Origin of the sequence: Geobacillus sp. BK01, from assembly GCF_052220245.1 — a bacterium.
Classification (GTDB): Bacteria; Bacillota; Bacilli; order Bacillales; family Anoxybacillaceae; genus Geobacillus.
The window spans coordinates 1-13004 of the sequence record NZ_JBQPTH010000023.1; the positions used below are offsets into that span (position 1 = coordinate 1).

Consider the following 13004-nt stretch of genomic DNA (forward strand, 5'->3'; position numbering starts at 1 on the left):
CTCATAACCCGAAGGTCGCAGGTTCAAATCCTGCCCCCGCAACCAAATTGGTCCCGTAGTGTAGTGGTTAACATGCCTGCCTGTCACGCAGGAGATCGCGGGTTCGAGTCCCGTCGGGACCGCCACTGTTTCAAAATTATGAAAAAAGACGGCTCAGCAGCTCAGTCGGTAGAAACGAGCATTCACATCATCGAATTGGCTGCGAGTTGCCTTGACGCATCCGGCTTCCTCGAATCAGCTTGTAGAGGAAGAGGCACAGGGCACAACAGGTAAACAGCATAAAACCTAATACGGCTCGGTAGCTCAGTCGGTAGAGCAAAGGACTGAAAATCCTTGTGTCGGCGGTTCGATTCCGTCCCGAGCCACCATTGTCTCATTTTAAATGTGCCGGCTTAGCTCAATTGGTAGAGACGAGCATCGGCATCATCGAATTAGCTGCGAGTTGCCTCGACGCATCCAGCTTCCTTGAATCGGCTTGTAGAGGAAGAGGCACAAAAAGCACGCAACGAGTCACATTGTCATTCTGATTGCGCCGACTTAGCTCAATTGGTAGAGCAACTGAATCGTAATCAGTAGGTTGCGGGTTCAAGTCCTGCAGTCGGCACCATTCCTTGGAGGGGTAGCGAAGTGGCTAAACGCGGCGGACTGTAAATCCGCTCCCTTTGGGTTCGGCGGTTCGAATCCGTCCCCCTCCACCATGATTGAAGGGGCATAGTTTAATGGTAGAACAGAGGTCTCCAAAACCTCCGGTGTGGGTTCGATTCCTACTGCCCCTGCCATTTTGATTGCGATTATGGCGGCTATGGCGAAGTGGTTAACGCACCAGATTGTGGCTCTGGCATGCGTGGGTTCGATTCCCACTAGTCGCCCTTCATTTTTTGGCGTTGGGGTATAGCCAAGCGGTAAGGCAACGGACTTTGACTCCGTGATGCGTTGGTTCGAATCCAGCTACCCCAGCCAATAATGCGGAAGTAGTTCAGTGGTAGAACACCACCTTGCCAAGGTGGGGGTCGCGGGTTCGAGTCCCGTCTTCCGCTCTCGATCAAGGCGGCATAGCCAAGTGGTAAGGCAGAGGTCTGCAAAACCTTTACCCCCGGTTCGAATCCGGGTGCCGCCTCCATCTAATGAATATAAAAAGTGTTGACAGACATGAAGTAATGTGATAGAATAATACATGTCGCGCCGATGTGGCGGAATTGGCAGACGCGCACGACTCAAAATCGTGTGGGGTAGCCCCCCGTGTGGGTTCGACTCCCACCATCGGCATCATTAGTATTCGATAGCTCACGATGAACAATCGTGAAACCCTTGATACGACCGCGTTCGCGGTCGTTTTTCATTTTTTGGGAATCCCCAAAAAAACGATAGAATCCGAAAAAATTTTGCACGAATTTTGCATGGCTATTTGGCATGATACAGCTCCGCCATCGCGAGGTCGACCTGCCGAGATTCTTTTTGTTCCATCTCGTTTATTACCTTGAGGATCGGCTCTCGATGAAAATGAAATTAAGTGATTTGATTAAATTGTTCGGAGAAATGAAAAACGAAAGCGATCCCAGCAAATACGATGAATATATCGAGCGGTTCGATGCCATATCTAACGAAATTCAAAATTTTATTTTGAAGAGTAGGTGAATAAAATGATTATCGCCAACAATTATAGAGAAATCAAAGATCATTTTGACTTCACGGATAGCATTATAACGGATATGAAATGGAATAATCCGTTAGATTTATGCATAACCATCGACTATTATTGGGATACACAGGAGAATAGAGAGAAAAACAGAACATTAGTATTGCATTTTAAGGATTGCCTGGCTGTGAAGTACAAAACGAAACAGGCAATACTAGAAATGTCAAGGGATGATCTCCATTTTGATAGCTTGTTTACCATTATTCGCTTCGAAAATGTAGAAGTAAATTCAAGTGGATTTGGCCATTTTCATATCTATACCTTTGATTATAAAGAGCCGCTGCTAAAAATTATTTGTAAGCAGGTTCAGTTGGAAGAAGTGTAGGCGTTGTTTGTCGAGGGTTTAATTATCGCTTATTTTGGTTAAAGAAAAGGCGGATCACTCCGCCTTTTTTGCATGGATAGACACACTGAAAATAATTTTGCACAAATTTTGCACAATGCAAGAAATAGAGGCTTTGAAACTTTGAAATATCAAGGTTTCACATGATATAGTTTTACTCCCACCGTCTCCGCATGGATTCAAAAGCTGGCGGCCCTGACTACTTGTTCCTTCACATGCAAGCCAAGACGGTCAGTGAGGCGTTTTAATTTAAGAAGGATGAAACGATGTGTTCGCTCATCCGACTAACTATAACAAAAAGGGTGGTACTGGGATGAAAACATGGCTTGTTTTCATTGCCGCGGTGTGGAGTGTTTGGTTGGTCGGCTGCAGCGAGCCGGTTGGTCGCTATGCGATTGAAGGGTATGTCGTGAGAAAAGAAGGGGGAAGCATTTTGGTTGTCAGTTCGGACCCGCAAGATTTTCGTTCTACAGGAGGGCTTAAAGAGTTCTATAACGCCATCTTGGTTTCCAACGCACCAGCGCGGGTGAACATTGGTCAAAAAGTTCAAGTGTGGATGGATGGGGGGATTGCTGAATCGTATCCAGGCCAAGGGAAGGCGGGCAAAGTATTGGTTGTGCCAAGCTCTCCGCGTGATGGCGCCAGCTTATCGGAGGAGGAGGCGATTCGCCAAGCGTTGAAACAAGAAGAGAGTCGGCTCGAGCAGATGATTCCTGTGATTCGGGCTGTTCATTATGACAAACAAGCGGACACTTGGACGATTCAAATCAAAGACGCCCATGAACGAACGGAATTCGACGTTCGGATCAAAGATGAATAAAAGCGTTTTGCCGCATGCGAAGCAAAAGCCGCCCCTCTCTCCGTGTGCTGGGAAGAGGAGCGGCTTGCCGATGACGCGCCCAAACAATTCGTTGGATTCCGAACAGGAATTACGAAGACAACGCCGAGACAAGCGGACGGTCCGGCAAGTAGAGCTGGGCGTTGTCGCTTTGGCCGGCCCCGATCCAGTCGCGCAGGCATTTGGCGAGCGCCATGCTGCAGACGGCTCCGTTGCCTCCATAGACATAGACGAAATAGCAATTCGGGTGTTCGTCATATACGCCGATGATCGGCAGTCCGTCGCGCGTGTCAGCGTAGTAGGAGACTAAATAAACTGTAGATGAACAATTTTCATAACAATAATTACCATGTAAAAAGAGATAAACAGGGTATCCCTTATGCCACATGGAGCTGTTTTTTGACAACATCAATGGGAATATCTTGCTTCGCTGCATGGTAAATAAACTCGACGAGACGATGCCTTTTCTTCGTTTGGGGAAGATCAAGCCCGTAGAGAAATCCTGGTTGGACTCGACTATACTGTACACATAAGCAAGCTGCATCAAAATCCAATACCGTTTCACCGCTCGAACCTGACGAACACGGTACCCATCGAGCTTCAGCTGGTCTTTCGCTTGTCGAAAAAAGTGTGGAGTGTCAATTATGCTGCTTTTTCCTCTCAAAACTTTTTAACTATTATGATATGATAATGACGATACTAATCATTTCATACTCGGAGGGGATGGGTGTTGGGAAAACGGAGGAACAAGGCGGCAGCGAGTGTAGTGTTGGCGCTTGGGCTCGTCTCTTCGTCGCTGCTGTCGACGTCGGCGGGTGCTGAGGACCAAGATGTCGTCAAGCTGCGCATTTTGGAGACGACGGACGTACATATGAATCTTGTGAACTATGACTATTTCAAAGACAGTCCGACGAATGAGTTTGGATTGTCGAAAACAGCGCGTTTGATCGAGCAGGCGCGCGCTGAACAGCCGAATACGCTTCTGTTTGACAATGGAGATTTGATTCAAGGAACGCCGCTTGGTGATTATGTAGCCAAAGTGAAGCCGCTGCAAGACGGCGAAGTGCATCCGGCGGTGAAGCTGTTGCATTTGTTGAAGTATGATGCGGCGACGGTCGGAAACCATGAATTCAACTATGGCTTGGATTTCCTCAATGAAGTGTATGACGACGCCAAGCTGCCGATCGTGAATGCGAACGTATATCATGATGACCACGACCAAAATCCGGATAACGATGTCAACTATTTTACGCCTTATCAAATTTTAGAGAAAGAAGTCGTTGACGAGGACGGGGAGAAACATACGCTGAAGATCGGCGTCATCGGCTTTGTGCCGCCGCAAATTATGGATTGGGACAAAGCGAATTTGCAAGGGAAAGTGGTGGCGAAAGACATCGTGCAATCGGCGCAAAAGTATATTCCGAGAATGAAAGCGGAAGGGGCCGATTTGATCGTCGTGCTGTCGCACTCGGGCGTTGAGACCGGCGGAAACAGCCTGAATATGGAAAATGCATCATATTATTTGACGCAAATTCCAGGAGTCGACGCCGTGTTGACGGGTCACCAGCATAAAAAATTCCCGGCGCTTCCGGGAACGGCGCCGGATTTTCCGGACGGGAACGGAATCAACAATGAAACGGGCACGATGAACGGTGTTCCAGTGACGATGCCGGGGTCGTGGGGCGACACGCTCGGGGTGATCGACTTGACGGTCGAGCAAGTGGACGGAACATGGAAGGTGACGCAAGCGAAAGCCCAGCTCCGTCCAGTGTATGACAAGGCGACGAAAACGCCGCTCGTTGACAGCGACCCGGCTGTTGAACAGGCGATCCAAGCGGAACATGAAGCGACGATTCAGTACGTCCGCAGCCCGGTTGGGAAAACGACGAGCCCGATCAACAGCTATTTTGCGCTTGTAAAAGACGATCCGTCGGTGCAAATCGTCACAAATGCGCAAAAATGGTATGTCGAAAGAATGTTGAAAGGGACGAAATATGAAGGGCTTCCGGTGCTGTCGGCCGGCGCTCCGTTCAAAGCCGGCGGACGCGGAGGGGCGAGCTATTATACCGACATCCCGGCCGGGGAAATCGCCATTAAAAACGTCGCCGATTTGTACTTGTATCCGAACACGGTGTATGCGTTGAAAATTACGGGAGCCGAGTTGAAAGAATGGCTTGAGTGGTCGGCGGGGCAATTCAACCAGATCGATCCGGACAAGACAGGCGTTCAGCCGCTCGTCAACAACGATTTCCCGACATACAACTTCGACATTATTGATGGGGTGACGTACGAGATCGATGTCACCGAGCCGGCGAAATACGACAAAAACCAAAATGTGATCAACCCGAAAGCGAATCGGATTAAAAACTTGAGATTCGAAGGCAAGCCAGTGACGCCGAACATGGAGTTTGTTGTCGCAACGAACAACTATCGGGCGACGACGAACCGGCTCATCAATCCGGACGGGAAAAACACGATTTTGGCTGCCCCGGATGAGAACCGGCAAGTGATCATCGATTACATTCGGGAAAACGGAACGATTAACCCATCGGCGGACGGCAACTGGCGGTTTGCGCCGGTGAAAGGAAAAACGCCGGTGACGGTTTCCTTTGAATCGTCGCCGGAAGCGCAAAAATACTTGCCGCAAGACGGCAGCATCCGCTATGTGACGACGTTGCCGAGCGGGTTCGCTCAATATGAATTGGCGCTGCTGCCCCGGAAAGAAGCGAAAACCGGCCATTCGAAAACACCAACAACGCTCGGACGCTGAGCGAAAGCGGGGGGAACGGCCGCTGACTTGCCGTCTATCCGCACATTATGTCGGAATCTTGTTTCACTAAAGGAATGTACCCGTGGCGCCATATAGATGCAATTTGAAGCTTTAACATTTGCAGCTTTTACCAAGCATTTGATTGACTGTCGGGCGACCGAACAACGCCGCTTTCAGACCCATATATAGATCCGTGAAGCAGGCGGTTGTTCGGTCTTTCGTCACGTCAAGGCGTGACGGAGACAAGTTTGTGGCTTGCCTCCGACAGTCGAAAATGGATGAACCGCTTTTTCGTCAAGGGTATGGTAAAAAATATGCGTTCCTTTTAAACTAAGCGAGGATGAATTTGGCTTATTTCAACAGACCGATCGCCAGTTTCCATGAGCCCCATCCGGGAAGGCGCTTGTCCCCTACCGGATGGGGTTTCGTGCTTTCATGGACATCGCAGCCAAGGCCCAAACGCTGCTGAGTGAGGGGATCGTCCCCACGATCCTTGTCTGAAAGGGATGGTTTTTCTTGCGCGGCTGCACCGCCCGCCCCTTGTCCCATTATTGCGCGTGCCGCAGGCTGGCGATGGATGCCTCATGTTCGATTGAGCGTTTGGAGAGGATGGCCAAAATGTGCTCATGGCGCTCTTGGTTGACTTCGATCCTTTTGACAATGTGATTGATTTCCATGACCGCTTGCCGGATAGGAACAAGATCGTCTTTGGTCGCCATGTTGGCTTGGATGTCGTTTACGTTGGACTGGAGTGCAGCCAGTTCCTCTTTGGTCGCCATGTTCGCTTGAATGTCGCTTACCTTGGACTGGAGCTCGTCCACAGTGGAGCGAAGTTCGGCGAGCTCATCTTTCGTGGCCATGTTCGCCTCGATTTCGTTTACTTTGGATCGGAGTGCAGCGAGCTCGTCTTTGGTGGCCATGTTCATTTCGATGTCGCTTACTTTGGACTGGAGCTCGTCCACAGTGGAGCGAAGTTCAGCGAGTTCATCTTTCGTGGCCATGTTCGCCTCGATGTCGTCCACTTTGGATCGGAGTTCGGCGAGCTCGTCCTTGGTGGCCATGTTCGTTTCGATGTCGTTTACTTTGGAGCGGAGTGCAGCGAGTTCGTCTTTGGTGGCCATGTTCGCCTCGATTTCGTTTACTTTGGATCGGAGTGCAGCGAGCTCGTCTTTGGTGGCCATGTTCGCTTTGATGTCATTGACGTCGGATGTCAAGGCGCCGACGTTTGTGTGCAATTGATCGAGGCGGCTCAAAATTTGGTTCAAGAGTGCTTCCATATGGATCTCCTTTCCCTTTGTTAACTGGCGGTGATTCGGGCTCACTCTCCAAGGCTCTTTCTACGTTGCCAGCGCGTCTGGATCTCGTCGATGCAGGGCTTGGTCAAAGGATTCAATGATCAGTGGGGATATGTGCAGCAGTGTGGGGACGTCCAATTCCCATTTTAGCACAAATCACTTGAGGAGGGACAAGAGATTTTTGCGTGTTGGGAAGGAAGGGAGATGTCAGGGAGATGCGGCTTTTCGCGCTGTTTCGCAAACGGAAAATCCTTGCGGCGCCGTCCTTTCCTCTCCTTGCGATTTCCCGCCAATCCGGGGAATCCATAGGTTTTCGCCGGTCTTTCAGCGGGCGGGTAATCTGTTTCGAAGGTGTCGGGCTGGATGGAAAAGGTGGTCTGACACCATTTTCAAAAAGATAGGGAGGAACTTCCGTTTCCGGCAGACTGCAAACCTTTGAGGCTGTCAGGCGGGTTCTGTCCTCAAAAACTAGGAAAATGGTCAATATACATATTGAAAACCATGCGGGTGGAGACGATAATGTAAAGTATACATGATCTTTTCGGAACAGATCGCTCATCGCAATGAGGGGGGAGAAGGATGTTAGGCATTACCAGCTACGGAATGTATTTGCTTGCGTCGATTTTGATGCATGCCACTCCGGGCGTGGACACGATGTATATTATGGGCCGCAGTGTGGCGCAAGGGAGGAAAGCAGGCGTTTATTCGGTGTTGGGCATCTCGACGGGGGTGCTCGTTCATACGCTGCTGGCGGCGTTTGGTTTGGCGATAGTTTTGCAGCGGTCGGTTGTATTGTTTACGGCGATTAAAATCGCCGGGGCGGCGTATTTGGTGTACCTTGGGGTGAAAATGATGCGGCAGCCGGCGCCGCCCGCGTCGGAGTCGGGGGAGTTGGCGCCGATGAAGCTGAACAAGATTTATTGGCAAGGCGTGACAACGAATGTGATGAATCCGAAAGTGGCGCTGTTTTTCCTTTCGTTTTTGCCGCAGTTCATCGAAACGGCTCAGCCGTACGGTCCGCTTCCGTTTCTGCTGCTCGGCGTTTCGTTCGTGGTGACGAGCACGCTGTGGGGGCTTGGCGTCGTCTATGTCGCCGCGCTGGCGACGAAACGGGTGCGCCAACATGCGAAAGCGGCGCTTTGGATGAATCGGCTGACAGGGATCGTGTTTATCGGGCTTGGCGTGAAGCTGCTGCAAACGAAAGCGTCGTGAGCGAGGGCGGGCGGCGCCGGAAAGCACGATTCTCATCCGAATGAAAGCGCGGGCGGTGATTCGTGAGGAGGTTGGTTGGAGGAATGGGGGCGGATGACAAAGGAATAGCGGTGATTCTCCTTGTGGCGGGAATCGGGATGTTTCCGTTTGGGATCGTGATCATTAAGCAGCAGTGGGGAAGCATACAAGAAGAAGGAGGGGCGTGAGCGGAGAATAGCCTTGTTTTTTGAAATGATCGATCTCTGGTCAACGTGGGTGCTGTTCCTCTCCCTGCTTCTCATATTGGGAGGCGCGGCGCTGTTGTGGAGATGAGCAGAAAAGAGGGCAGCCGCCCTCTTTTTTCTTGCCGCTACGACCGTTCGCTGACGGCGATTTGAATGCCGATCAGCGCGAAGATGGCGCCTTTGAGCCAATGGATTCGCTTGGTGATGGCGGTGTGGGCCGAGAGCCATTGGCGCAGCTTTTCCGCGCCGATGCTCACCAAGGTGAAGACAACGAGCGCCTGCACGAGAAAGATGGCGCCTAATAGAAGCATCTGCCCCGGCACATGGCCGGCTGTTTCGTCGACAAACTGCGGCAAGAGCGCCAAGAAGAAGAGCGACACTTTCGGGTTGAGCACGTTCATGACAATGCCTTTTTTGTACAGCGAGGCGTATGCCATCGGCGTCTGCCGCCCAAAGGCGAGGCCTTCGTCTTGTTCACGGAACGCCTGCCAGGCTAGGTACAGCAAATACGCGGCGCCCGCGTACTTGACGATGGCAAACACCAAGGCGGATTGGTACATGACGGCCGAGACGCCCAGCGTGGCGGCGCTGATATGGACAAGCAGCCCTGTGCAAAGCCCGAGCGCGGTGGCGATGCCCGCCCATTTGCCTTGCGACACGCTTTGGGCGATGACGAATAAAATGTCCGGACCCGGCGCCAATGTAAGCAATATGGCGACGACGAAAAACGACAAGATGACCTCGATCTCCATCGGAACCCTCCTTTTTGATCAGTTTGGCGGGGCGGCCGTGAAAGGCGGTTATGTATATGGATTCGCGAAAGAGCGGGCGATTCCTTCTCGAACGGCGGCGATCAAAGCGAAAACCGGCGGATCAGTTCTTTTGGAGAAATGCTGTCAGATGGGGGGCTTTCTGGTCCGACATGGCCAGACGGGGCGCCAAACTCGTTTTTCACCGGCTGTCCACGGCAGCGAAACGAAACGATTTGCCATTTGACAAACGCGGCGGTGCGGCTGAAAATAAAAGTATGGAACGGTTTGCAAGAGGTGGGGGATATGGATTCGCTGCTTGTTTCGGCCATTCGCCAAGTTGTGAATGAATGGTTTCCCGTTGAAGCATCGCTTGTGATTTCCGACGACCGGCGGTACATTTACTACCAGCCGAGCCGGCAAATTGATTTGAAAATCCGTCCAGGTGATGAAATCAAACCGGATTCGGTCACCTACAAGGCGTTGGTGATCCGCCGGAAAATTGAAGAGCAAAAAGACAGCCGGGTGTTTGGCGTTCCGTATTTCGGCGTGTCGGTTCCGATTTTGGAAGACGGGGTGCCAAAAGGATGCGTGACAGCTGTCTGGCCGAAAAAGCCGCTTTTGGCGACGTCGTATTTGACGATACGGACGATGGACCGCTGGGTTCCGGTGCCGTTTGACGCGGTTGTTTATTTGGAAGCGCAAAACCGGAAAACGTTCGTCAAATCGATGCACGTCGAAGGCCATCATAAATACAATTTGACCGAATTGGAATTTTCTTTGCCGGCTGACCGGTTTATCCGCTGCCATCGGTCGTATATTGTCAATGTTGAGTACATCGCCGAAATTCAGCCGGATTCCCACTCGACGTTTTTGCTTGTGATGAAGGACGGCTCCAAAGTGCCGGTCAGCCAAACGTACGCCAGCCATTTCCGGAGACGGCTCGGCTTTTGATGACACCGCCGATACAGGCGGTTATTTTTGTGAAGCGGCAAGTTTTTCTGCGTGATGCAGGGAAAATGCTGCTTCGACGCAAAAGAAAGCCCTTTTACTCCAATTCGAATGATTTTCCCCCTGCGAGCCGCTATAATGAGGGAAAAACAAAAGGGGGAAATCGCTTTGGAACCATTCATTTTCGAACGGATCGGCCATCGGGCATTACGAGAGCGGATTGTGACGGCGGAAACGGCCGCCTCATGGATTGAAGATGGCATGACCCTCGGATTGAGCGGTTTTACCCGCGCGGGGGACGCAAAAGCGGTGCCGACGGCGCTTATTGAACGGGCCAAGCGGCAGCCGCTGAAAGTCGACGTCTATACAGGGGCTTCGCTCGGATCGGATATTGACAAGATGATGGCGGAAGCAGGCATTGTCCGGAAACGGCTGCCGTTTCAAGCTGACGCCGCGATGCGCCGGAAAATTAACGAAAGGGAGCTGCTGTTTGTCGACCAGCATTTGTCGCATACGGCGGAACTCGTCCGTTCCGGCGTGCTGAAACCGATTGATTACGCTATTGTGGAAGCGGTTTCGATTACGGAGGACGGCATGATCATCCCGACGACGTCTGTCGGCAATTCGTCGATTTTTGTAGAAAAAGCAAGACGGGTCATTGTCGAATTGAACGTCGCCCAACCGAAAGCGCTTTACGGGTTTCATGACATTTATGAAGTCGGGAAGCAAGGGGAGCGCACCCCGATTCCGTTGACGAAAGTGGACGACCGGATCGGAACGATCGGCATTCCCGTTGACCTGGAGAAAATCGCTGGAATTGTCGTGACGAATCAAACGGATTCACCGTCGACGATTGTGCCTCCGGATGCGGAAACAGCGGCGATTGCCAAGCATTTGATCGAGTTTCTTCGCCGCGAAGTAGCAGCGGGGCGGCTGTCCGAACGGCTGGCGCCGATTCAGGCCGGGATCGGCTCTGTCGCGAATGCGGTTCTTTACGGCTTGTTGGATTCTGAATTTTGCGACTTGGAAGTGTATTCGGAAGTGCTGCAAGATGCGATGTTCGATTTGCTTGATGCAGGGAAAGTGCGGTTCGCCTCGGGATGTTCGATCACCTTGTCGGAAAACAAGATGAAACAAGTGTACCACAGCTTGGAAGCGTACCGGGGCAAACTCGTGCTGCGGCCGCAGGAGATTTCCAATCATCCTGAACTGATCCGCCGCCTCGGTTTGATTTCCATTAATACGGCGCTTGAGGCCGATATTTACGGAAATGTGAACTCGACGCATGTCCGCGGCACCCAGATGATGAACGGCATCGGCGGCTCGGGCGACTTTGCCCGCCATGCGCGCCTGACGATTTTTGTGACGAAATCGAGCGCCAAACATGGGGCGATTTCGAGCATCGTGCCGTTCGTCTCCCATGTCGACCATACGGAGCATGATGTCGATGTCATCATCACCGAACACGGATATGCCGATTTGCGCGGGCTCGCCCCTGTCGAGCGCGCCCCGCTCATCATCGAACATTGCGCCCATCCGGATTACCGTCCGCAGCTGCGCGATTACTTCGCTGAAGCGCTCAAGCGCGGCGGCCATACGCCGCACGTATTGGAACAAGCGTTGTCTTGGCATATCCGGTATGAACAACTTGGAACGATGCGGGAAGAAACGTATCAGCTGCAATGATGGAAAGAAACACAGGGCGTGGCGCCAAACCGCGTTCTGCGCTGGTTTTTTCATAGCGGCCGAGCGCAATAGACGGCAAAATGACGAAAGACCGCCTTGCCAATCCGGCACGGGCGGTCTTTGTCATTGCGGCTGCTTTTTTTTCTCCAAAAACGCCTTCCCATAGGTTCCGTGGTCGTGAAGCATGGCGTGTTCGACTTGGATCGTGGCATGCTCAATGCCGTATTTTTCCTTCAGCATTTCATTGACCGCCAAGATGACGCAAAGCGGCTGGATGTGTTCGGCAATGAACACGTGGGCGGACAGCGAGTAATGATCGGTCGAGATGGCCCATAAATGCATGTCATGCACGTCCTCGACCCCTTCGATGTTCCGGATGTCGGCGCGGATTTGTTCGAGGTCGAACTGTTCCGGGACGGCCTCCATTAAGATCAAGTACGACTCGCGCATAATTTTCGCCCCGCCTGTGAAAATGATGGCGGCGATCACTAAACTGATGAGCGGGTCAAAGATCGTCCAGCCGGTGAAGTAAATGAGCAGGGCGGATACGATGACGCCGATCGAGCTGATCAAGTCGCCGATGAAATGCCAAAGGGCGCTTTGAACGTTTAAGTTGTCTTCTTCTTTTGTGCTCCGGCTTAAAACGATGGTCAAGACGAGGTTGACGACAAGGCCGATCGCCGCGATTCCGAGCATAAGGCGGAATTGGATCGGTTCGGGATGAAGAAACCGCTCGATCCCTTCCCATAAGATCCAGACTGCAATCACCGCCAAGGTGAGGCCGTTCAAAAACGATGTAATGATTTCAAACCGCAAAAAGCCGAACGTAAAGCGGCGGTTCGGCGGGCGTGTCGCCATATAGAGGGCGACCATGCTCAGGCTGAGCGCCAGCACGTCAGACGCCATATGGGCCGAATCGGACAATAAGGCGAGCGAGTTCGAGACCACCCCGCCGATGATTTCGACAACAGTGAAAAAAACAGTCAGCGCCAATGTAATCCAAAGCGCTTTTTTCGATTGGCGTTGCGCCTTCACGTGTGGAAGATGATGGAAATCGTACGATACAGGAGACATAGCACACCTCTTTTTATAATTATTATTAATTTATATATATTATAATATAAGAACCGGCCGGTGTGCAATGAATTTCTCGACATGAACGGTCATTCATGATGAAGTTTGTCAAAAAATATAGAAAACTTTTTCGAGGAATGAAGTGTTTCGTTGGCGAATAAGGAAT

11 protein-coding genes, 10 tRNA genes and 2 pseudogenes are annotated in these 13004 nt (G+C 51.6%); 18 read left to right on the plus strand and 5 right to left on the minus strand.

Annotated features, from left to right (window positions below):
- Positions 1 to 49 precede the first annotated feature (49 nt).
- The 13 genes and pseudogenes from ACTVDO_RS15260 (at position 50) to ACTVDO_RS15320 (ending at position 2859) form a co-directional block, all read left to right on the plus strand.
- A tRNA-Asp gene (locus ACTVDO_RS15260) sits at positions 50 to 125 on the plus strand.
- Between the two features lie 167 nt (positions 126 to 292).
- Positions 293 to 368: transfer RNA gene (locus tag ACTVDO_RS15265), tRNA-Phe, on the plus strand.
- Positions 369 to 531: 163 nt separating this feature from the next.
- Positions 532 to 607, plus strand: a tRNA-Thr gene (locus tag ACTVDO_RS15270).
- Positions 608 to 613: 6 nt separating this feature from the next.
- Positions 614 to 698, plus strand: a tRNA-Tyr gene (locus ACTVDO_RS15275).
- 7 nt (positions 699 to 705) lie between these two features.
- Positions 706 to 779 (plus strand) — tRNA-Trp (locus ACTVDO_RS15280).
- A gap of 17 nt (positions 780 to 796) precedes the next feature.
- Positions 797 to 869: transfer RNA gene (locus ACTVDO_RS15285), tRNA-His, on the plus strand.
- Positions 870 to 885: 16 nt separating this feature from the next.
- Positions 886 to 960, plus strand: a tRNA-Gln gene (locus ACTVDO_RS15290).
- Between the two features lie 5 nt (positions 961 to 965).
- Positions 966 to 1037: transfer RNA gene (locus tag ACTVDO_RS15295), tRNA-Gly, on the plus strand.
- A 9-nt stretch (positions 1038 to 1046) separates the two neighbouring features.
- Positions 1047 to 1120 (plus strand) — tRNA-Cys (locus ACTVDO_RS15300).
- A 61-nt stretch (positions 1121 to 1181) separates the two neighbouring features.
- A tRNA-Leu gene (locus tag ACTVDO_RS15305) sits at positions 1182 to 1266 on the plus strand.
- 374 nt (positions 1267 to 1640) lie between these two features.
- Positions 1641 to 2021, plus strand: a complete 381-nt coding sequence (locus ACTVDO_RS15310) for a hypothetical protein (protein ID WP_020961031.1) — start codon at positions 1641 to 1643, stop codon at positions 2019 to 2021.
- A gap of 194 nt (positions 2022 to 2215) precedes the next feature.
- Positions 2216 to 2287 (plus strand): annotated as a pseudogene (locus ACTVDO_RS15315) (hypothetical protein); the annotation flags it as partial.
- 65 nt (positions 2288 to 2352) lie between these two features.
- Positions 2353 to 2859 carry a YobA family protein gene (locus ACTVDO_RS15320; RefSeq protein WP_020961030.1) on the plus strand — a complete coding sequence of 169 codons (507 nt, stop codon included), beginning with the start codon at positions 2353 to 2355 and terminating at the stop codon, positions 2857 to 2859.
- Positions 2860 to 2968: 109 nt separating this feature from the next.
- On the opposite strand, the gene ACTVDO_RS15325 is transcribed toward ACTVDO_RS15320, so the two are convergent.
- Positions 2969 to 3265 carry an FAD-binding oxidoreductase gene (locus ACTVDO_RS15325; protein WP_128754844.1) on the minus strand — a complete coding sequence of 99 codons (297 nt, stop codon included), beginning with the start codon at positions 3263 to 3265 and terminating at the stop codon, positions 2969 to 2971.
- A pseudogene (locus ACTVDO_RS15330) lies at positions 3255 to 3505 on the minus strand (IS701 family transposase); the annotation flags it as partial. The gene ACTVDO_RS15325 and the pseudogene ACTVDO_RS15330, both read right to left, overlap by 11 nt.
- Positions 3506 to 3604: 99 nt before the next feature.
- Here ACTVDO_RS15330 and ACTVDO_RS15335 point away from each other — a divergent pair.
- Complete coding sequence (locus tag ACTVDO_RS15335; RefSeq protein ID WP_051391569.1) at positions 3605 to 5647, plus strand: bifunctional 2',3'-cyclic-nucleotide 2'-phosphodiesterase/3'-nucleotidase; 2043 nt, start codon at positions 3605 to 3607, stop codon at positions 5645 to 5647.
- Between the two features lie 548 nt (positions 5648 to 6195).
- On the opposite strand, the gene ACTVDO_RS15340 is transcribed toward ACTVDO_RS15335, so the two are convergent.
- Complete coding sequence (locus ACTVDO_RS15340; RefSeq protein ID WP_442901806.1) at positions 6196 to 6924, minus strand: hypothetical protein; 729 nt, start codon at positions 6922 to 6924, stop codon at positions 6196 to 6198.
- Between the two features lie 597 nt (positions 6925 to 7521).
- On the opposite strand from ACTVDO_RS15340, the gene ACTVDO_RS15345 reads away from it, so the two are divergent.
- Both ACTVDO_RS15345 and ACTVDO_RS15350 read left to right on the plus strand, forming a co-directional pair.
- Positions 7522 to 8154, plus strand: a complete 633-nt coding sequence (locus tag ACTVDO_RS15345) for a LysE family translocator (RefSeq protein ID WP_020961025.1) — start codon at positions 7522 to 7524, stop codon at positions 8152 to 8154.
- Positions 8155 to 8237: 83 nt separating this feature from the next.
- Positions 8238 to 8360, plus strand: coding sequence for a hypothetical protein (locus tag ACTVDO_RS15350; RefSeq protein ID WP_442901807.1), 123 nt, complete (start codon positions 8238 to 8240; stop codon positions 8358 to 8360).
- A gap of 143 nt (positions 8361 to 8503) precedes the next feature.
- On the opposite strand, the gene ACTVDO_RS15355 is transcribed toward ACTVDO_RS15350, so the two are convergent.
- On the minus strand, positions 8504 to 9130 hold the full coding sequence (locus tag ACTVDO_RS15355) for a LysE family translocator (protein WP_020961023.1): 627 nt from the start codon (positions 9128 to 9130) through the stop codon (positions 8504 to 8506).
- A gap of 303 nt (positions 9131 to 9433) precedes the next feature.
- On the opposite strand from ACTVDO_RS15355, the gene ACTVDO_RS15360 reads away from it, so the two are divergent.
- Complete coding sequence (locus ACTVDO_RS15360; RefSeq protein WP_442901820.1) at positions 9434 to 10081, plus strand: LytTR family DNA-binding domain-containing protein; 648 nt, start codon at positions 9434 to 9436, stop codon at positions 10079 to 10081.
- Positions 10082 to 10246: 165 nt separating this feature from the next.
- Complete coding sequence (locus ACTVDO_RS15365; RefSeq protein WP_442901808.1) at positions 10247 to 11764, plus strand: acetyl-CoA hydrolase/transferase family protein; 1518 nt, start codon at positions 10247 to 10249, stop codon at positions 11762 to 11764.
- Between the two features lie 123 nt (positions 11765 to 11887).
- Here the strand turns inward: ACTVDO_RS15365 and ACTVDO_RS15370 are convergent, their stop codons facing one another.
- Positions 11888 to 12838, minus strand: a complete 951-nt coding sequence (locus ACTVDO_RS15370) for a cation diffusion facilitator family transporter (protein ID WP_020961019.1) — start codon at positions 12836 to 12838, stop codon at positions 11888 to 11890.
- Positions 12839 to 13004 lie beyond the last annotated feature (166 nt).